This window comes from Lysinibacillus macroides, assembly GCF_001281525.1.
In the GTDB taxonomy this organism is placed as follows: Bacteria; Bacillota; Bacilli; order Bacillales_A; family Planococcaceae; genus Lysinibacillus; species Lysinibacillus macroides.
In genome coordinates this window covers 1,064,583-1,083,636 of record NZ_LGCI01000005.1, presented here as the reverse complement: position 1 = coordinate 1,083,636, position 19,054 = coordinate 1,064,583, and the positions used below count along the sequence as shown (strand labels likewise).

Below are 19,054 nucleotides of genomic sequence, written 5' to 3'. Positions count from 1 at the left end.
TTATGAAATTGATTCACTTATATCATTAAAATTAAAATAAGGTTGTAGAAGGAAGATATCACTAGCGATAACATATCCATAATCTTTTCTTAACCAAAAAATTGTTTTTACTCCAATTTGATCTCTAACAATGTAAAATTTGAATTTCACTATATCGATCAAAACAAATGAAAATTCCCCTACTAAATCTTTTACACAATCTATCCCATTTTTGTTATACATATGAGATATAATTTCTTGGTCTTCGATATTCTTATGTATCCTATATTTTTCAAATAACTCACTTTTATTATGTATCGATATATCTCCAAGAATAAGAATATTTTTAAAATTGATCTTAGTTTTTGCTACCTTATTAAGGTCTGTATAACAAAAGTAAAACTCATCAATCTTTTCATATATACTCGCAGCACTCACATTGTATTCTGTTGATAGTATATCTTCATATGTCTTCCTCTCAATCGGTACTCCTACCGTTGCTAAAAACCATTTAATTTTAACCACCGTCCCTTTCATATTTTGTATTCATAATAATCTTGAAATGAGCTGTATCTTCCTCATCATATAAAAAGTTCATATCATTATAAACAAGCCAAGCATGTGCTGCGAATGGATATTTTCTTATTCCAATTGCTATTTCGACTGGAATAGCATATTTTTTTCTGAGTAATCTGTAACCTAAAAATGACTTCTGGATACAATCTGCTTTTCTCGGATACCAAGTACACACAATATCCATCATTTCTAAATATTCCTCGATGGCATTCTTATCACTTTCATTATTTACAACCATTATTTCTTTTACATTATTAAATTTTTGAGAATAATTTTTAAAAGTTTTATTGAAACCTTTATAGGATAATTCAATATCAAAAACAATCAAATGTATGAGTATGGATAGAAAAAGGTGTATTTTCCTAATCATTTATTTCTATCACTCCTGCTTTCTCTAATTCATTGATAAATTCAGTTACATCTATATATATTTCGTCTTTATCCACATTAAAAACCCTGACTAAACTTTTAAAAATGGCTTCTAACTCTTGGTGCTTAGATATTTCTCTCCATATAATAGAGCCAATATAATCTAGTGCATAAAAGCTGTTTTCTACAATATTAATTATTATAATTTCTTCCTCTGAGAGTATAAAATATTTTGTGTAAATAGAAAATTCCATAGAAAAAGGAAGACCCTTTCTTGGTAGAATTAAGTCACCACAACCAATCCTAGAAAAGAGGTCTTCCCTATGAATCAGTTTACAACAGAAATTGTCGATGCACTAGTCAAAAAACAAGATATTACCGAGGTTTTTCGTTCGCACTTGGAAATGGCGATCAACTCGCTACTGGCGACAGAGCTGACGGAATTTTTGGATTACGAAAAATACGATCGTATCGGGTTCAACTCAGGCAATTCTCGCAATGGGTCTTATTCGCGTACACTTCACACGGAGTACGGCGATTTAACGCTTCAAATCCCGCGGGATCGCAACGGTGAGTTTAAACAACAGACAGTGGTACCATATAAGCGCTCGAACGATACGCTGGAAGAAACGGTCATTCACTTGTTCAAAAAAGGCATTACGATGGCGGAAATTGCGCAATTAATTGAGAAAATGTATGGGCATCACTATACGCCGCAAACGATTTCGAATATGACAAAGGCTGTTTCAGAAACGGTAGAAGCCTTTAATAACCGTCCTTTGCACAATCGTTACGTATGCGTGTATTTAGACGCGACGTATATTGCCGTGCGTCGTGATACGGTGTCAAAAGAGGCCGTCTATATTGCAGTTGGTATTCGTGAAGACGGCTCTAAAGAAGTGCTTGGCTATACGATTGCCCCAACAGAATCGGCCTACAACTGGCAGGAGCTACTACAAGAGCTCAAAGACCGTGGTGTAGAAGACGTACTTTTATTCGTATCAGACGGCTTAAAAGGCATGGCAGACGCTGTGTTTAATGTGTTTCCAAAGGCAAAATATCAGGTGTGCCTTGTCCATGTGGCACGCAATATCATGCATAAAGTCCGAGTAGAAGATCGCAAGGAAGTGTGCGAGGATTTTAAAACGATTCACCAGGCAAAGAACGCTGAAGCAGCGAAAAAAGCGCTCGAGACGTTCTGCGAAAAATGGGGCAAATCGTATAAAAAAGTCGCACAAGGCTTACTCGAAAACCCGTATTTACTGACGTTTTACGGCTTTCCCAAGGCGATTTGGCGAAGCATCTACTCGACGAATTTAATCGAGTCGTTCAATAAGCAAATCAAAAAATATACAAAGCGCAAGGAACAGTTCCCGAACGAAGAATCGTTGGAGCGCTTTTTAGTGACGCAGTTCGAAGACTATAATCAACGTTTCGCCACACGCTGCCACATCGGCTTCAATCAGGCCCGTGCAAAGCTAGAAGAAATGTTTGAGCAGCTGCACGAACCGGCAAACTAGACCGGGACGCGCCAGCGCGAAATTTGAGTGTGTAGGAAAGGGCTAGCCCTTTCCTACACACTCAAATCAACACTTCGAACAAGTACAATTGAATACACAGGTGATGAGTTCCCTTGAACGGGTGAATCGTCATTTACACAAAAATATTGACAGTACCCTTCCTCTTCTTCATATGTAATGATATTCTTATTGGTTTTTATCTCCATAAAACTACCTCTTAATTTAATTTTTTTTTTTGGTTATAGCTCAAATTTTATTATTTTTGTAGTAGTACTATTGAGAACGTTGAACTTAGATATGTAATTTGCTAGCTAAATCATATCTTACATGTAGAATACACAAAAAATTTATTACACAGCTTATTTTTCCCTTAAAAATAACTTATTCTTCCTAAACACTAGACTTTTCGACATTCTGAATTATTAGGAAGAAAAAACAGCATTTCAGGAATTTTTATCCCATTTTTTATAAAATTTATGTAGAATAGGAAGGTAAAGGGGGCATTTATGAAATATATAGAAAATCATTTAGTCAATCTATTCACGTTTGAATCCCATACCCAAACGGAGAGGCTAAAAATTGAATATGGTGTTAAAGTAATTGTGTCAGAGGCAAGTAGACTGTTTGTTGTCTATATGATTACCATTTTAATAGGGTGTTTAGTAGAAGTCCTTATTACTCATCTAACCTTTTATATATTAAGACAAGTATGCTTTGGCTATCATTTTCCAACAAGTAAACAATGTCTAATAGGAAGTATTTTATTATTTCCTATCCTATGTAAGCTGACTACATATATAGAGGTAGATATACTATTTTTGTATATAGTGACATTCCTAAGCTTATTATTAATAGTAGTTTTAGCACCCCGAGGTACTAAAAAACACTCTATTCTTAATGCTGCACATAGAGACTATTTGAAAAAGAAAATCTATCAACGTGCTATCATTTTATACGGTATCTATTTACTATTTCCTAATAATTTACTAAAATTCATTACATTAGGTATTTTTTTAGAGCTTTTCATGCTTTTATTAGAAATCTATAATCAGAAGAAGGAGACTGTTTAATATGAATTATCTTGAAACAATTATTAAAAAAATGTCAAATCTTATTATGTCTATCACTCAAAAGGATATGGTTTATGTTTGTAGAGCCTTTGCTTATGAAGAAGAATTACCTGATACTTTAAAAAAAGAACATCCCTTCCATCAAGGTTAATTCATTATGCTTTTATTCATAGTAAGAGATTTCACACTTGCGTTTGGAGCATTGTTCTACCTGCTCACTATCCGACCAACTAAAACAATGCTTGTGCAATCTGTTAGCTTTGTAGTAATACCATCTTGCTTACTATTAATATATGTTCCACAACTTATTGCTATCGGCTATTTATTCATTGCAGCTAGTTGGTTATTTTACTCATTCAAAAAAAATGTTATAACCATTTTTGATGTAATCGTTGTTCTAATGCTTATGGTTTTTTCAGATAATTTAGCACAGCTTATCAATAATCAACTTAATACTCATTCAGTCTTATTTGAAACACTTTGGTTTATACTATGCTTTATATCACTCAGCATCCTATATAAAATCTTTATAAAAAAGAGGTTATATTTGCTGCTTCTTCCTTTCAAAATACAACTATTACTAATTTTTATTGGGAGCCTAACACTTATTATGTTCTACCTAAATGTCTTCTTTTTAGGTGTACAGGATAATAAAGCATTAACGACAGCGAATTTCTTTATTCAAATTATCTATATTGTATTAGTTGTACTAGCTGTTTCTTTATTTATTAAAGGTCTTCAGCAAATGCAAATGATCCGACAAAAGGAAATAGCACAGCAGCAGTTTTTTGATTATATGCAGGCGTTGGAGCAAGTGAATACAGATATGCAAAAGTTTCGCCATGATTATATAAATATTTTAATGTCGTTACAAGATTATATAGAAAATAAGGATTTACAGGGGTTACAGCACTATTTTTATACGGATATTATGCAAATGGAGCAGCAGACTTTATTTCAAAGTAAGATGATTGGTACATTGGAAAATTTAGAAGTTGTTGAGCTAAAAGGCTTGCTATCCTCAAAGCTATTATTTGCAAATCGTTTACAACAAAAACTTGTCATAGAAATTCCGCAGACGATATCCTCTGTTAGGATGAACCTTATTGACTTAACAAGGGTACTTGGCATTTTAATTGATAACGCGATTGAAGCAAGTGTAGAGATCGCTAATTCTGTCGTACACGTTGCTATTCTACACTCTCACGAACAAGCTGTGGTTATTATCATTGATAATCCCTTACAAGATGCTAATTTAAATATTTCTACTATCTTTGATTATCACGCCTCCTCTAAAGGAGAAGGGCGCGGTATTGGTTTAGTCAATGTCGAAGAAATCTTAAAAAATTATCCGAATGTTACATTAAATACGCGTATTGACAAACAATACTTTATTCAGGAACTACAAATTTTTTAGGGGGAATCTATTGTGAAAATTGTTATTTGTGAGGATGATGTACGACAACGAAAATTTTTACAATCAACGATTATCCACTCTTCTTTATTTCAATATGAGGATGTTGAAATTGCATTAGTTGCCTCCAATCCATCGGAGGTCTTTACCTACTTACAGGACAATCGAGCGGATTGTTTTTTACTAGATATTGAGCTTCAGCATGAGATAAACGGCTTAGAGCTAGCGAATGTTATACGTGAAAAAGACCCCTTAGCCACTATTATCTTTATTACAACCTATGCTGATAAATTAAGGTTAACCTTTACTTATAAAATTGCAGCATTGGATTTCATCGTGAAAAATGAGCCTAATTTAGCCGAAAACTTAATCAAAACTTTACAGATTGCCTATCAAAAACATCAAAGCATACACACCCAAAATATAGGCAAGCATTTTCAAATGAAGATAGGTGAGTATGTGAAGCTCATTCCCTTTGAGGATATTTATTGTTTTGCTACATCGGCCAACTCTCATAAAATTAAGATGCAGGAAAAAAGCGGTGTATATGAGTTTTTCAATAATTTAACGGATATTGAGCAGCAACTGGATGAACGCTTTTTCCGCTGTCATCGAGGGTATATTGTCAATTTGCAGCAGATTCAAAAGATTGACATAACAATGCGAACAATTACATTGAAAAATAGTTCTATATGCTACTATTCCCTGCGCTATAAAAAAGCACTCATGAAAGCACTCTCTTCTACCTCAACTATTATCTTTGAATAGTACTAGTACGATATCATTCTCAAAGAAGATGAAAAAAGGATTTGGAACATGGCTCCCAAATCCTTTTTATATTGTACTTAATGCCTAATCCTATTATAGCATTTGCTTTTTCCACTGCACTAACAGATCCTCAAACTTAGCAATATCCATTTTCAATGTGACCTGTTTAGCTGAACATCGTTTTTTCGCCTTAGTCCACGCTTCCTCTAAAGCAGGTAAATAGCTTAAATTTTTCGTAGCCGCCACTAGTTGGAAAAAAATATTGCCCTGAATATAGTGCCAGCGGGGGTTCATCCCGTCTAAATGAATCGCTTCTTCAATCAGGCGTAATGCCAAGTACGGATTGCCCTCTGTACGGTTTAAAAATTGAGCAAATGCGCCCCAGTATAGTGCCTTATTTGGTTGTAGCTTAATCGCCTCTGCAAATTGCAGCATCGCTTTATCATGCTCTTTTGTCAGAACATAGTATTCTGCCATCGTGTAATAGGCGGTTGCCTGTGCTGCCACCTCTCCTGCCAATAATTCATCGACTACGTTGCCAAACTGTTCATGATCCTTACTACCTATATAGGCAGCGAGGACATCTCGTTCAGGGTACGAGCCATCTGTCCGTTCCACACTTTGCTTTACCTTGTCATTCGTTGGAATAGGCATATTGGCATAACCATTCGCCTCAAGTAATGCAATATGCTGTTGGAGGAGCTGACGACTCTCATCCGCTATCGCTGGATCTTGGCTTAGTATGGCTTTTGCTAATTGATAGCTGTCCTTTACTTGCCCACTCACAAATAAATCATTGACTTGTTGAACTTGCTCATCCATCTGTTTTACCACGCTTAAAATCCTCACCTTCGCCAAACAAAAAATCTTATTGCCAGTGTACCATCTTTAGAGTGGAAGCAAAAGGTAGCCTTTCTACAATTATTTTAATTGAAAGGCCTTTACATGCTGCTCTAGTGTATGAGCCATCTGAGTGGTTTCATTAGAGCCTTTTGCTACCTCATCAATGCTTGCTGTTGTTTGCTGCGCAGCTACAGTAATCATATTCATCGTTTCTTCTATATCCCGTATCGATTCAGTGAGTTGTTGAATCATTTGCACAATTCGATCTGATTTTTCATTTTCCTTCGTCAACGCATTGGAAATCGCAATCATTTCCTCTACGGTTGTAGCAACGGCAGTAGAGATATCTCCCAAAGATTGCGCTGTTAAAAGGACGGTTTCTGTCCCTTTTTCAATATATTGCGTATTATCATTTGTTGATGCCATTACTTGCTGTACATGCTTCATAATATCCTGAATAAGCTGTTCAACCTGTAAAACCTCTTGATTTGACTGCTCCGCAAGCTTGCGTACCTCCTCCGCAACAACCGCAAAGCCCTTGCCATGCTCGCCTGCTCTAGCTGCCTCGATGGAAGCGTTTAGCGCTAATAGATTCGTTTGGGAGGCAATGCTTGCGATAGATGTGGTAATCGCTTGAATTTTTGTTGCAGATGTCACTAGGTTTTCGACCGTTTGTTTTACTTCATCTGAGCCTTTATGGATTAATGTCATATCATGGCTAATATCCTTTGCCAGTCGCTCCCCCTCTGTTGCAAGTTGCATTGTTGCTTGCGCATTGTGGGCACTATTAGTAGCATTACTTTGAATTCCTTGTAGGTCCTTCGCTAATGAAGTAAGAACATCCGTGGCATTTTCAGCATGATGCATTCCTGCTGTTACCGCGCTGGATGCTTCTTCAATATTATTGGCTACACCTTGAATTGTATTTGTCATATCGTTCAAGGTAGCAGCCGTTTCATCTGCATTCGTTACTAATGTTACAGAGGTTGAACGCATCATCATAATCATATTTTGTAAACTAGCTGTCATCTGATTCAGGGTATTGGCTAAATCCCCCACCTCGTCCTTACTGTTTACCTTTGTTTCTGCCACTGCTAAATTGCCGCTCGCAATCTCTTTTGCCTGCTGAATTAAAACACTAATAGGTCTGACTTTACGACGAATTAAAAAGCCCGTAATAATAGATGCAAGAAGCATTGGGAAAATACTAATTAAGATGCCACTTCTCACTACATCCCAAGTGCGTTCTTTTACAATATTGGCATCAAAATCAATGACACTGATAGCAATAATTTCTTTGCTTGGATCATGATCCTGATAAATTGGTGCATAACCAGATAAACGCTCCATATCAGCAAAATCATAAGGCTGTGAATAGGCTGGATGTCCATGTGTCAGCAGCATATCCATAGCTTCTTTATCGAGATAGAATGAATCACCAGGTGCGTAACCCTTCTCTGCTAAATTATTATCAAGCGCCAATATTGTGCCATCAAGCGCTAAAATATATTGTGTTTGAAAAATATCTTTATGGTTCGTTGTCCAATTTAAATCATTACCAATACGTGCCTGTGCCTCTTTATCGCCACGAATGGCCTTGCTTAGTTCTTCTGGTTTAATCAACCCTGTTGTAATATTGGCACATCCGTAGGCCTCTACACCGGCAGCATCATACAGTTTATTGTAAGCAGTTATGTATGTAGCAAACGATGTAATCCCTAGCATCACCACTAAAATACCAGCGATAATCGTTCCAAGCTGAAAAGTTAATGAATTGCGTAAGTTCACGATTCATCCTCTCCCCTTTCCTGTCATACTCATATAAGTACTCTCTGTTAGTTCCCATCATACTACAAAAAGATGTACTAAAAAAGCATCTTTAAAAATTCTAGCAAGCGAAAGTATTGGATAAAAATTCTGAATTATGAGATAATTGATAAAGTATATCTTTTAAACAGACTGACAATTACATCTATAGGAGGGCTTGTTTATGACTAGACGTTTTCATTTGATAGCACTTATTATAGGGAATTTATGCATAATTGGAGCTATTTTTATTTATGCCCTACAAAGTCAAGTGCAAATAGCCCTCAGCACATATGCTCTGGTGATCGGTTGTTTAAGTGCTTTACTGCTTATCTTCTTTTATATATGGGGAGATGAAAACCAGCAATATCCCATTAAGTAAGGGTCTTTTCATGATATTCTCCTGTGAATCTATCGTACAATTGTAGAAAAATAAATTTTTTTATAGAAATTTTAAAACAATGATTGAGTAGTATAGCAATTTTCTGTATAATCGGCTTGTTTGACAATACTTTTTATGAACTTGGGGGTAGACAATTGGGTAAAGCATTGATTATCGGAGCTGGCGGTGTTGCCAGTGTTGTGGTACACAAGTGTGTTCAAAATTCGGACGTATTTGAGGAAATTTGTATCGCAAGTAGAACTGTTTCAAAATGTGACGCTCTAAAAGAAAAACTTGATGGCGGAAAAACAAAGATTCAAACTGCACAGGTAGACGCAGATAATACTGAAGAGGTTATTGAGCTTATTAAATCTTTCGGACCAGATGTTGTCATTAACGTGGCTCTACCTTATCAGGACTTAACGATTATGGATGCTTGCTTAGCGACAGGTGTGCACTATGTGGATACTGCAAACTACGAGCCACCTGAAACGGCAAAATTTGAATATAAATGGCAATGGGCTTATAAAGAGAAGTTTGAAAAAGCTGGCTTAACTGCATTACTTGGTAGCGGTTTTGACCCAGGTGTAACAGGCGTTTTCACAGCTCATGCACAAAAACATGAATTTGATGAAATCCACTATATCGATATCGTGGATGCCAATGCAGGAGATCATGGTTATCATTTCGCAACAAACTTCAACCCAGAAATCAACATTCGTGAAATTACAGCGAATGGTCGTTACTGGAAAGAAGGTGAGTGGATTGAAACAGCACCACTTGAGAAAAAAGAAGTGTATAATCTGCCTGAAATCGGACCAAAGGATATTTATCTTCTATACCATGAAGAACTGGAATCACTTGCAAAAAATATCAAAGGCTTAAAACAAATCCGCTTCTGGATGACGTTCTCTGAAAAATACTTAACACATTTAAAAGTATTAGAAAACGTAGGTATGACATCAATTGAACCAATCGAATTTGAAGGGCAAATGATTCAACCAATCCACTTCCTTAAAGCGGTATTACCGGATCCAGCGTCACTTGGACCACGTACAAAAGGTAAAACAAACATCGGTTGTATCATTCGCGGTCTAAAAGATGGCAAAGAAAAAACGTATTATGTGTACAATGTTTGTGATCATGAAGAGTGCTACAACGAGGTTGGTTCACAAGCGATTTCTTACACAACTGGCGTACCAGCTATGATCGGTGCCATGCTTGTAATGAATGGTCAATGGCGTAAACCAGGTGTTTGGAACGTTGAAGAGTTTGATCCAGATCCATTTATGGATGCACTAAATAAATGGGGTCTACCATGGCAAGAAAGCCATAACCCAGAATTACTGGACCTTGATTTAAATGCAAAGGAAGTAAATCGATGAAACCACTTGATTTTTCAAAAGTTCCATCCCCTTCCTATGTAGTGGATGAGCGATTATTAACAAAGAATCTTGAGCTTTTAAAATCAATTCAAGAGCGTACAGGCTGCCGTATTTTACTTGCCCTGAAAGGCTTTTCTATGCATTCAACTTTCCCTTTAGTGGGGGAATACTTAGCAGGCATTACAGCTAGCTCCCTGCATGAAGCACGACTTGGCTATGAAAAAATGGGTAAGGAAGTGCATGTCTATGCACCTGCTTATATTGAGCATGAAATGGACGAGCTGCTAGGCTATGTGGACCATATTGTGTTTAACTCATTTAACCAATGGGCGCAGTACAAGGATAAAGTGAAATCTGCTGGCAAAGCAATTGAATGTGGTATTCGTGTAAATCCCGAATACTCTGAAATTGAAACAGCTCTTTACGATCCTTGCTACACAAACTCTCGCCTTGGTACAACATTGGCTAACTTTGATAAATCACAGCTTGATGGTATTGATGGCCTACACTTCCATGCGATGTGTGAACAAAATTCTGATACATTAGAGCGTATTATTGAAGTAGTTGAGGAAAAATTTGGTGATGTATTACACCAAATGAAATGGTTAAACTTCGGTGGCGGTCACCATATTACACGTGATGATTATGATGTAGAAAAACTTGTGAACATCATTACTTATATTCAAGAAAAGTATAACCTGCTTGTTTATCTCGAGCCAGGTGAAGCAGTAGCCCTTAATACAGGCTATTTAGTAGCAACTGTGCTAGATATTCAAGAAAATGGGATGGATCTTGCTATTTTAGATACATCAGCAACATGTCACATGCCTGATGTACTTGAAATGCCTTACCGTCCAATGATTATTGGTTCTGGACAAGCCAATGAATTCGCACACACATATCGCTTAGGCGGACTAACATGTCTAGCTGGTGATGTGATTGGCGATTATTCGTTTGAACAGCCATTAAAACCAGGTGATCGTCTTGTCTTTACAGATATGGCTCACTATTCGATGGTGAAAAATCATATGTTTAATGGTGTTAACTTACCTGCTATCGTTTCTTATAATGATGAAGAAGGTATGAAGGTCATTCGCGAATTTACATTTGAAGACTATAGCGGTCGACTATCCTAAGCCGCTCCTAAAGCCCCTCCCGCGCTAGATTGAGGGGCTTTAGTTTATCTCCTTTGCCCCCCTCCTCTCCTCTATCTATTGCTTTTTGCACTGCTATCTGCTGCTTCTTCTCTATCCATCACTTTGCCTCTTCTATCCGTCACTTTTGCCATGCTATCCGCCTTTTCGAACCTGCTATCCGCTGTTTTTGCAATGTTATCCATCACTATATGTTATGATTAACTTATATGAAGTAAAGGAAATGATACACATGAAAAAAGCGGATGAATTAGCCTTCTAAAATTATAGAACATGCAAATTTTAGGAGGCACTTAAAAATGAAATTCAATAAAATTGATATAAACCATTGGGAGCGTAAAGAAGTTTTTCATCATTTCTTCAACCAACAAACCAGCTTCAGCATTACCAAGAACATTGATATTACTGAACTCTATAACACCTCAAAAGAAAAAGGCTATAAATTCTATCCTGCCTTTATCTTTCTCATTACTCATATAGCTAATTCAAATGGGCATTTTAGAATGAGCTTCAATTCGGAAGGAGCGCTTGGTTACTGGGAGAAGGTCGTGCCGATGTATACAATCTTTGATAAGCCATCAACCCTATTTTCTGCTCTTTCTACAAATACAGATACAGGCTTTCAAAACTTTTATGTTAACTATATTGCTGATACGGAAAAATACAGTAACACAGGGAAAATGTTTCCGCAAACAGTTCTTCCTAAAAATATCATTAATATCTCTATGATTCCTTGGACTTCCTTTACTGGTTTTACCTTAAATGTGAATAACAGCCCCAACTACCTTCTGCCAATTGTTACGGCGGGGGAATTTATTGAGAACAATAAGTCAATTTATTTACCTTTGTCATTACAGGTGCATCATGCTGTCTGTGATGGTTACCATGCAGCTCTGTTTATGAATAAATTCCAGACTCTCGCAAATCATCCACAAGAGTTGCTTAAATAAAAGAAAAACCCAAACCATCTACCAAAAAATTTCTGGCACGGTTTGGGTTTTCACTTTATGCTTCTTCCTTTTCATTTTCAAGCATTTTATGTAAATAATTGATAATTTCACGAATGCCCTCTAATGAATTGACTAGTATTTTCGGGTCAACATACGTAATCATACGGTTTTCAAGATTAGCTACAGCTGTAAAATAGCGCGTTTTTGCATAATTAACAAGACCTAATTGCTGCAATACAGAATCATCGAAATCAAGAATCTCACGCGCCTCTGTGACAAGTAAGCCGTAATTAACAACATCTGTATTTAAAACGATCACACGAGCCGTTTCTGGGTTGGATGAACGATTGTACAAAATTCGTTCAAAATCAAGCACAGGCACAAGCTCGCCTCGAATTCTTGTAAAGCCTAGAAGATAGTTCGGTAAATGAGGAATAGGTGTTACCCGCTCTAATTTTTCAATAGAAATGGTTTGCTCCACAGGTACTGCATATTCCTCTGTACCACACGCAAAAACGACTGCTTTTACACTCTCCATACGTTCACTTCCTTCTATTCAGCTATTATTTCTTAGCGGATTCCTTCACAATTTCAACCAGTAGATCTGCTAATTTTTCTAATTCTTCTACAGGGATTTTTTCATTTGTTGTATGAATATCTTCATAGCCAACAGATAGATTTACCGTTGGAATACCGAAGCCTGCAATCACATTCGCATCTGAGCCCCCACCTGAAATACCTAAGACAGGCGTACGGTCAATATTGCGTGCTGCTGCCATTGCTACTTGAACCACTTTATCTGATTCTGTTACACGGAAACCTGGATACATTAGCTTTACCTCTACTTCAGCACGTGCTCCTAAGGAAGCCGAAATTTGTTCAAATGTTTCCTGCATATGCTTTGTTTGTGCATCTAGCTTTACTTGGTCGATTGAGCGGGCTTCCGCTAAAATTGTTACTTCATCACAAACGATATTTGTCGCTTGCCCACCTTCAAAGCGCCCAATATTCGCTGTTGTTTCTTCATCAATTCGACCTAACTTCATTTGTGCGATGCATTTAGAGGCAACTGTAATGGCTGAAATGCCTTTTTCAGGTGCAACGCCTGCATGTGCAGTTTTCCCAATAATTTTGGCAAAAATTTTCGCTTGGAATGGGGCTGCTGTGACAATACCGCCTACTTTGCCATCGCTATCCACAGCAAAGCCGTATTTTGCTGTAATGTTTGATGGGTCCAACTCTTTTGCCCCAGCAAGACCGCTTTCTTCACCTGCTGTAATAATTAATTCAATATCACCGTGCTCAATTTGCTGCTCTTTTAAGCGCTTTACCATCTCCAATAGTGCTGCAACTCCGGCTTTATCATCTGCACCTAAAATTGTTGTACCATCGGATACAATATAGCCGTCTTCACGTAAGGATGGTTTAATGCCTTTTCCTGGTACAACTGTATCCATATGAGCAGTAAAGTAGATTGGCTCTACATTCAATGTACCTTTTAATGTAGCAATAATATTGCCAGCTCCATGTCCATTGCGCGTATCGGCATCGTCTTGGATAACTGTCAGCCCAAGTGCAGTTAACTTCTCTACAAGAATTGGTGCAATTACCTGTTCATGCTTGGTTTCTGAATCAATTTGAACAAGCTCAAAAAACTCTTCTACTAAACGACTTGTCATGCTGCAAAACTCCCTTAGTTTACGTGTTTTTCCACGTAATAGTCTACTCATTATTTTAGCACAACCTTCATAGAGTTGACATCCTTCAACCTAGCCTTTAGAAAAAGCCTGAGAAAAGAGGACCAATCTTTTCCCAGACTTTCTTTACCCATTCAAAATAGTATCTTTTTCTTGTTCTAGTGTTTGTAAGTAGTCAATAGCTTTTGTATGTTTGTCCTGTAAGCGTAAAATTGTATTATGTACATCGTCTTGGATACGTGAAACCTGTTCCCGTGCTGTTGAAATTTTAGAATGGACAGACCATGCTGAAAAAATATCATCGAAAAAGTAATCAGCAAATTTCACAAAACCATCTGTTTCCACATGGAGTGATTTTGTGGACATTTCATGAATATCTAATAATTCATTCTGAAAACGTTGTAACGCAATTTGAGCATTATGTAAATAATTCTCAGATTGATCCAACGCATCATGCTTTAAATGCGTAGCAATAAGCCCCCCACCAAAGAACGTATCCCAGGTAGAATAACCACTCGCCGAATGCAAGGAGGCTGCTGCTTGACCCAGCTTTGTAAGCGCTACTTCTCCTGCTTCCTCAGCCTCTCGAATTTCAAGCATTAGTTGTTTCGTTAACATCTCTTCCTCTGCTAAATGCTCAAGCCTTTGTGCCTGTGCTGGTTTATGAATTTGTAAGTAGCCTTTCTTTTTAGCATGAATGTGCTGTAGTTTCTGCTGTAATGCCTGTTTGTTTATTTGTGCTAATTTATGGGTTACTTGTGCCCGGTCGGCTGTTAAGTCTGCTTGCATTTTCTTGGCTTCGTTGATTTTTAATTCAAGCACTGCTGCTTTATCAATTTTTTCTGCACGTAATTCATCCTGCTGACCTGTCCATGTACGAATCATATTCATAAATGAGAAACCATCCAATTTATCAAGCTTTGTACGAAGTTGCTGAAGTGCTGTAGAATGTTTCGTTATTTCCTCCTGTGCATGTTCAATCTGCTTATCAATTAACAGACTTTGTTCATTTAACCTCGTTCTATTTCTTAACTGTGTAAAAATCTGTTCCTGCTCTTTTTGTAATTGCTTCCATTCCATTCAACTCAACTCCTCTTACTATATCAGTACGAATGAAAAGGAAAAATGTTTCAATTATTTGTTAATAACTTTCATTATTTTTGCTAAAAATCAAAAACCTAGCAACAGGGTAGTTGCTAGGCTTGGCCTTATATTATAGTGGAATATTTCCGTGTTTTTTCTCTGGACGTGTTTCGTGTTTATTTGATAGCATATCAAGCCCTTGAATCAGCTTAATACGTGTATCACGTGGATCAATAACATCATCTACCATACCACGAGAGGCTGCCACATATGGGTTTGCGAATTTTTCTTTATATTCTTCAATTTTTGCTGCACGTGTTGCTTCTGGGTCATCTGATTTCGCAATATCACGGGCAAAAATGATGTTTGCTGCTCCTGCAGCACCCATAACAGCAATCTCAGCATTTGGCCATGCGAAGACAAGGTCAGCACCGATTGATTTAGAGTTTAAGGCAACGTAAGCGCCTCCATAAGCTTTACGAAGAATCACTGTAATTTTCGGTACAGTCGCTTCTGAATAAGCATAAAGAATTTTTGCACCATGACGAATAATACCACCATGCTCTTGCTTAACACCTGGGAAGAAGCCAGAAACGTCTTCAAATGTGATAATTGGAATATTGTAAGCATCACATGTACGGATAAAACGAGCTGCCTTATCAGAAGAATCAATATCTAAGCCGCCTGCTAATACTTTTGGTTGGTTACACACAAGTCCAACTGATTCACCAGCAATACGTGCAAAGCCCACAACTACGTTTTTCGCAAACTCAGCATGTACTTCCATAAATGAACCTTCATCTACAACCTGCTCCACTACTTTACGTACATCGTATGGACGTGTTGTTTCAATCGGCACTGTATCCACGATTTCTGGACGGTAGTCATCTCCTTCAGGTCTAGCTTGACGAGGTGCCTTTTCTTTATTATTTTGTGGTAAATAGCTTAATAGTTTCTTAATTTCATCAATCGCTGCTTCTTCAGATGGTGCACGGAAATGAGCATTCCCACTTACCGCATTATTTACTTTCGAGCCACCTAAATCCTCCGCAGAAATTTTTTCACCTGTTACTGTTTCAATAACTTTTGGCCCTGTAATAAACATTTGAGATGTTTTATCAACCATTAAAATAAAGTCTGTAATCGCTGGCGAATAAACTGCCCCACCAGCACATGGTCCCATAATTACCGAAATTTGTGGAATAACGCCTGAATAAATAGCGTTACGGTAGAAAATATGACCATAGCCATCAAGTGATAGCACACCCTCTTGAATACGCGCTCCACCTGAATCATTGATACCGATAAATGGTGTACCATTTTTCGCTGCTAGATCCATAACTGTCGCCATTTTTTTCGCGTGCATTTCACCAAGCGCTCCACCAAATACTGTGAAATCTTGAGAGAATAAGTAGACTGGACGTCCATTAATTTTACCGAAACCAGTCACAACGCCGTCCCCTGGTCCTTCCAGCTTGTCCATACCAAAGTCTACTGTACGGTGTGTAATAAATGGATTGATTTCGAAAAATGTACCTTCGTCCAGCAATAATTCAATACGTTCACGAGCTGTTAATTTCCCCTTTTCATGCTGCTTATCGATGCGCTCATAGCCACCACCAAGCTCAATTACTATCTTACGGTCATACAAGTCATTAATTTTATCGAACATATCCATACTGATCACTTATCCCCTTTTCCACTTTTATCACATAATTCATATAACACCCCATATGAGGATTTAGGATGCATAAATGCAACCTCCGCACCGCCAGCTCCTGGTCCTGGTTCCTCAGATAGAAGACGTACACCTTTTTCACGCAGCTCTGCCATGCGCTCGCGAATACCTGTTACACCGAACGCAACATGGTGAATTCCTTCTCCACGTTTTTCAATAAACCCATAAATCGCACTTTTCTCACTCATTGGCTCCAATAGCTCAATTTTTACATTTCCTGCGTCGATAAATGCGACACGAACTTGCTGTGACTCTACTTCTTCTACTTTCATCAGCTTTAAACCTAAAGTTTCAGTATAATATGTAATGCGTTCATCTAGATCGCGCACCGCAATCCCAATATGGTCTACTTTATCCATGGGCACATCTCCTTCTGTTATGGTACATATTCTATTTTACAGACTTTTTTGTCAAAACTCTACTACTTGAGAAATTTTTCAGATTTGCTAAACTATTTATAAGAAAAGAAGGAGCGAACGAGCATATGAGTAATAAAAAGTTTCAAAAAGTTGTCGTCTATACAATGGTCATCATTATGCTAATTTCATCTTTAGCATTCGGCTTATCCATGTTTGTGTAAGACAAAACAGAGGCGTCCATAATTTTATGGGCGCTCTTTTTTGACTTTTAAACCCTTAAACGACTGCTTTATTTCTAAATACCTGTCCATTTCCTCCATAAATTGATAGAGGGCTGCCTGCGCGATAAATTGCTCATGATTTTGCGGCAGCGGTAGCTGAGAAAATTCATGCTTCACCTGATCTAGCTTCTCTCGGTAATGTCTTGCCGTATTTCCTGAATGTACGTGTTCGCTAAGATCTTGTAAAAAATCTGCCACAATTTCTGCCTCTTGTACTATAACAGGTAAGGTCGTCACTTTTGGTAACACTCTTTCAATAATTTCTAGCTGCTGCTCGCGCATATCAAAATAGACATAGTAGTCATTTTTGCGTCTCATAAAATGATTTTCAACATCTTTAAATGCCAATGACTTTGCATTCTCTAACATACGAACGGCCTCAATAATTTCTCGCCCATCCCATAGCGTATCGCCTTGACGTAAATAGCTAGCAATTTCTAAAAAAATCTTGCTATATAGTTCCTCAATTTTAACCCGGTAGTAATTTAATTCCTTTTGAATATCTGGCATATACATATTAATGGCTATACCTGTTCCATAACCAATAGCCATTAAAGCTAATTCATTATAAACAAGTGCTGACGAAAAGTTTCCAGCCGCATAAATATGCATGATAATGACGGTACTAGAAATAAATCCATCTGTAACCTTTAATGATACAATTGTTGGAATAAACACAAGTAGCATACCTGCTAATGTTAGTGGATGATAAGAAAAGAGCTCAAAGCTAAGAAATGCAAAAACCATCCCAATTGTACTTGCAACCAATCGTGTATAGGCCGCTTGTATGGATCTCTTTTTCGTTGGCTGCACACATAATATTGTCAAAATACCAGCAGATGCATATGAGGCTAAATCAAAATATTGAGCAATGGCAATCGAGATTGCCGCTCCAATAGCTGTTTTTAATGTACGATAGCCGATTGAAAATTTTTTCAAGCCGACTGCCTCCTATCCTATAATACGCTCTTCTTATTATTTAGCCAATATTACGAAAATTTTATATACATAGAAAAATCAGCGAGCTATCTATGGGCATAAGTAGTAAGCCTCTATAGATAGTAGCTATCTACGAGGCTTTTACTTATTTAATTTTTTATGCAAGCACTATACTATAGTTCATCACAGTATTCTTCAAAGTTTGCTTGTAGATTTGTGACAACAGACATTGGATCATGCCCTTCAATTTCATAGCGTCCAACCTCTGCCACTACTTGTCCATCTTTTAGAAGCACAAATGATGGAGAAGAAGGTAAATGGTCTTCACCAAAATGATAACGTGCCGCTGCAGTAGCTTCTTTATCTTGTCCTGCAAACACTGTTACTAAATGGTCTGGACGTTTATCATAATGCACACATTGTGCTGCCGCTGGACGAGCAATACCACCTGCACAGCCACATACTGAGTTCACCATAACTAATGTTGTGCCTGGACGCGCAAACGCCTCTTCCACAGCCTCTGGTGTTGTTAACTGTTCGTAACCAGCTGCCTCAATTTCAGCGCGTGCCGTTTTTAAAATTTCTTGCATAAATAAATCGTAATCCATATTCATATAGCGATAGCTCCTTTCAAGTTCGCGTCAGTTTCGTCTATTTATTGTAGTAGAGATATGACGCCTATACATCTCTTATCATAGCAGTTTGCAACAAATTTGTGCACCTACTTGCTCAAATCATGGC

Annotated in this window: 22 protein-coding genes; 10 read left to right on the top strand and 12 right to left on the bottom strand. The window is 37.5% G+C overall.

The genetic code is table 11. The features are described 5' to 3' along the window. The 3 genes from ADM90_RS08160 to ADM90_RS08150 are packed head-to-tail and all read right to left on the bottom strand — an operon-like array spanning window position 1 to window position 1,178. Window positions 1-516 (bottom strand): hypothetical protein, encoded by a 516-nt coding sequence (locus tag ADM90_RS08160; RefSeq protein ID WP_053994486.1) that lies wholly within the window; start codon window positions 514-516, stop codon window positions 1-3. After that, a complete protein-coding gene (locus tag ADM90_RS08155) occupies window positions 497-925 on the bottom strand; it encodes a lasso peptide biosynthesis B2 protein (protein ID WP_053994485.1) in 429 nt (142 codons plus the stop codon). Before ADM90_RS08155 ends, ADM90_RS08160 begins: the two co-directional genes overlap by 20 nt. Next, a complete protein-coding gene (locus tag ADM90_RS08150; RefSeq protein WP_053994484.1) occupies window positions 918-1,178 on the bottom strand; it encodes a PqqD family protein in 261 nt (86 codons plus the stop codon). The genes ADM90_RS08155 and ADM90_RS08150 overlap by 8 nt, the downstream gene beginning before the upstream one ends. A 69-nt stretch (window positions 1,179-1,247) precedes the next feature. On the opposite strand from ADM90_RS08150, the gene ADM90_RS08145 reads away from it, so the two are divergent. The 5 genes from ADM90_RS08145 (at window position 1,248) to ADM90_RS08130 (ending at window position 5,696) form a co-directional block, all read left to right on the top strand. Beyond that, the gene (locus ADM90_RS08145) at window positions 1,248-2,444 is read left to right on the top strand and encodes an IS256 family transposase (protein WP_053993757.1); all 1,197 of its coding nucleotides are present in this window, start codon (window positions 1,248-1,250) and stop codon (window positions 2,442-2,444) included. 506 nt (window positions 2,445-2,950) lie between these two features. Beyond that, window positions 2,951-3,514, top strand: coding sequence for an accessory gene regulator ArgB-like protein (locus ADM90_RS08140; protein WP_053994483.1), 564 nt, complete (start codon window positions 2,951-2,953; stop codon window positions 3,512-3,514). 1 nt (window position 3,515) lies between these two features. Next, window positions 3,516-3,665 carry an AgrD family cyclic lactone autoinducer peptide gene (locus ADM90_RS24240; RefSeq protein ID WP_152927980.1) on the top strand — a complete coding sequence of 50 codons (150 nt, stop codon included), beginning with the start codon at window positions 3,516-3,518 and terminating at the stop codon, window positions 3,663-3,665. Between the two features lie 459 nt (window positions 3,666-4,124). Further along, on the top strand, window positions 4,125-4,931 hold the full coding sequence (locus ADM90_RS24465) for a GHKL domain-containing protein (RefSeq protein ID WP_161804061.1): 807 nt from the start codon (window positions 4,125-4,127) through the stop codon (window positions 4,929-4,931). Between the two features lie 12 nt (window positions 4,932-4,943). Further along, window positions 4,944-5,696, top strand: a complete 753-nt coding sequence (locus ADM90_RS08130; protein ID WP_053994481.1) for a LytR/AlgR family response regulator transcription factor — start codon at window positions 4,944-4,946, stop codon at window positions 5,694-5,696. Between the two features lie 93 nt (window positions 5,697-5,789). On the opposite strand, the gene ADM90_RS08125 is transcribed toward ADM90_RS08130, so the two are convergent. Both ADM90_RS08125 and ADM90_RS08120 read right to left on the bottom strand, forming a co-directional pair. Continuing rightward, window positions 5,790-6,530: a tetratricopeptide repeat protein gene (locus ADM90_RS08125; RefSeq protein ID WP_235473375.1), complete on the bottom strand. Its 741-nt coding sequence runs from the start codon at window positions 6,528-6,530 to the stop codon at window positions 5,790-5,792. An 87-nt stretch (window positions 6,531-6,617) separates the two neighbouring features. Continuing rightward, complete coding sequence (locus tag ADM90_RS08120) at window positions 6,618-8,327, bottom strand: methyl-accepting chemotaxis protein (protein ID WP_053994480.1); 1,710 nt, start codon at window positions 8,325-8,327, stop codon at window positions 6,618-6,620. A 202-nt stretch (window positions 8,328-8,529) separates the two neighbouring features. On the opposite strand from ADM90_RS08120, the gene ADM90_RS08115 reads away from it, so the two are divergent. The 4 genes from ADM90_RS08115 to catA all read left to right on the top strand — a co-directional run bounded on the left by ADM90_RS08115 (window position 8,530) and on the right by catA (window position 12,216). Continuing rightward, window positions 8,530-8,727, top strand: coding sequence for a hypothetical protein (locus tag ADM90_RS08115; protein ID WP_053994479.1), 198 nt, complete (start codon window positions 8,530-8,532; stop codon window positions 8,725-8,727). Between the two features lie 155 nt (window positions 8,728-8,882). Continuing rightward, window positions 8,883-10,112, top strand: a complete 1,230-nt coding sequence (locus tag ADM90_RS08110; protein ID WP_053994478.1) for a saccharopine dehydrogenase family protein — start codon at window positions 8,883-8,885, stop codon at window positions 10,110-10,112. Next, the gene (gene nspC / locus ADM90_RS08105; RefSeq protein WP_053994477.1) at window positions 10,109-11,248 is read left to right on the top strand and encodes a carboxynorspermidine decarboxylase; all 1,140 of its coding nucleotides are present in this window, start codon (window positions 10,109-10,111) and stop codon (window positions 11,246-11,248) included. Before ADM90_RS08110 ends, nspC begins: the two co-directional genes overlap by 4 nt. A 317-nt stretch (window positions 11,249-11,565) precedes the next feature. After that, window positions 11,566-12,216 carry a type A chloramphenicol O-acetyltransferase gene (gene catA / locus ADM90_RS08100; RefSeq protein WP_053994476.1) on the top strand — a complete coding sequence of 217 codons (651 nt, stop codon included), beginning with the start codon at window positions 11,566-11,568 and terminating at the stop codon, window positions 12,214-12,216. A gap of 55 nt (window positions 12,217-12,271) precedes the next feature. Here catA and ADM90_RS08095 read toward each other — a convergent pair whose 3' ends face one another. The 5 genes from ADM90_RS08095 to mce form a co-directional block, all read right to left on the bottom strand. Beyond that, entirely contained in the window at window positions 12,272-12,754 is a 483-nt protein-coding gene (locus ADM90_RS08095) for a chemotaxis protein CheW (RefSeq protein ID WP_053994475.1), read from the bottom strand. 25 nt (window positions 12,755-12,779) lie between these two features. Further along, window positions 12,780-13,895: a M20/M25/M40 family metallo-hydrolase gene (locus ADM90_RS08090; RefSeq protein WP_053994474.1), complete on the bottom strand. Its 1,116-nt coding sequence runs from the start codon at window positions 13,893-13,895 to the stop codon at window positions 12,780-12,782. A gap of 144 nt (window positions 13,896-14,039) precedes the next feature. Then, window positions 14,040-14,993, bottom strand: coding sequence for a hypothetical protein (locus ADM90_RS08085; protein ID WP_053994473.1), 954 nt, complete (start codon window positions 14,991-14,993; stop codon window positions 14,040-14,042). Between the two features lie 133 nt (window positions 14,994-15,126). After that, window positions 15,127-16,674 carry an acyl-CoA carboxylase subunit beta gene (locus ADM90_RS08080; RefSeq protein ID WP_053994472.1) on the bottom strand — a complete coding sequence of 516 codons (1,548 nt, stop codon included), beginning with the start codon at window positions 16,672-16,674 and terminating at the stop codon, window positions 15,127-15,129. A gap of 5 nt (window positions 16,675-16,679) precedes the next feature. After that, window positions 16,680-17,093: a methylmalonyl-CoA epimerase gene (gene mce, locus ADM90_RS08075; protein ID WP_053994471.1), complete on the bottom strand. Its 414-nt coding sequence runs from the start codon at window positions 17,091-17,093 to the stop codon at window positions 16,680-16,682. Between the two features lie 125 nt (window positions 17,094-17,218). On the opposite strand from mce, the gene prli42 reads away from it, so the two are divergent. After that, entirely contained in the window at window positions 17,219-17,314 is a 96-nt protein-coding gene (gene prli42, locus ADM90_RS24235; protein ID WP_152927979.1) for a stressosome-associated protein Prli42, read from the top strand. Window positions 17,315-17,338: 24 nt separating this feature from the next. On the opposite strand, the gene ADM90_RS08070 is transcribed toward prli42, so the two are convergent. After that, on the bottom strand, window positions 17,339-18,313 hold the full coding sequence (locus ADM90_RS08070) for an aromatic acid exporter family protein (protein WP_053994470.1): 975 nt from the start codon (window positions 18,311-18,313) through the stop codon (window positions 17,339-17,341). 173 nt (window positions 18,314-18,486) lie between these two features. Beyond that, window positions 18,487-18,927, bottom strand: coding sequence for a BrxA/BrxB family bacilliredoxin (locus ADM90_RS08065; protein WP_004231203.1), 441 nt, complete (start codon window positions 18,925-18,927; stop codon window positions 18,487-18,489). Window positions 18,928-19,054 lie beyond the last annotated feature (127 nt).

Coding starts and splice junctions, on each gene's coding strand:
- ADM90_RS08160 (WP_053994486.1), bottom strand. CDS start 516: ATGAAAGGGACGGTGGTTAAAATTAAATGGTTTTTAGCAACGGTAGGA.
- ADM90_RS08155 (WP_053994485.1), bottom strand. CDS start 925: ATGATTAGGAAAATACACCTTTTTCTATCCATACTCATACATTTGATT.
- ADM90_RS08150 (WP_053994484.1), bottom strand. CDS start 1,178: ATGGAATTTTCTATTTACACAAAATATTTTATACTCTCAGAGGAAGAA.
- ADM90_RS08145 (WP_053993757.1), top strand. CDS start 1,248: ATGAATCAGTTTACAACAGAAATTGTCGATGCACTAGTCAAAAAACAA.
- ADM90_RS08140 (WP_053994483.1), top strand. CDS start 2,951: ATGAAATATATAGAAAATCATTTAGTCAATCTATTCACGTTTGAATCC.
- ADM90_RS24240 (WP_152927980.1), top strand. CDS start 3,516: ATGAATTATCTTGAAACAATTATTAAAAAAATGTCAAATCTTATTATG.
- ADM90_RS24465 (WP_161804061.1), top strand. CDS start 4,125: ATGTTCTACCTAAATGTCTTCTTTTTAGGTGTACAGGATAATAAAGCA.
- ADM90_RS08115 (WP_053994479.1), top strand. CDS start 8,530: ATGACTAGACGTTTTCATTTGATAGCACTTATTATAGGGAATTTATGC.
- nspC (WP_053994477.1), top strand. CDS start 10,109: ATGAAACCACTTGATTTTTCAAAAGTTCCATCCCCTTCCTATGTAGTG.
- catA (WP_053994476.1), top strand. CDS start 11,566: ATGAAATTCAATAAAATTGATATAAACCATTGGGAGCGTAAAGAAGTT.
- ADM90_RS08095 (WP_053994475.1), bottom strand. CDS start 12,754: ATGGAGAGTGTAAAAGCAGTCGTTTTTGCGTGTGGTACAGAGGAATAT.
- ADM90_RS08090 (WP_053994474.1), bottom strand. CDS start 13,895: ATGACAAGTCGTTTAGTAGAAGAGTTTTTTGAGCTTGTTCAAATTGAT.
- ADM90_RS08085 (WP_053994473.1), bottom strand. CDS start 14,993: ATGGAATGGAAGCAATTACAAAAAGAGCAGGAACAGATTTTTACACAG.
- ADM90_RS08080 (WP_053994472.1), bottom strand. CDS start 16,674: ATGGATATGTTCGATAAAATTAATGACTTGTATGACCGTAAGATAGTA.
- mce (WP_053994471.1), bottom strand. CDS start 17,093: ATGGATAAAGTAGACCATATTGGGATTGCGGTGCGCGATCTAGATGAA.
- prli42 (WP_152927979.1), top strand. CDS start 17,219: ATGAGTAATAAAAAGTTTCAAAAAGTTGTCGTCTATACAATGGTCATC.
- ADM90_RS08065 (WP_004231203.1), bottom strand. CDS start 18,927: ATGAATATGGATTACGATTTATTTATGCAAGAAATTTTAAAAACGGCA.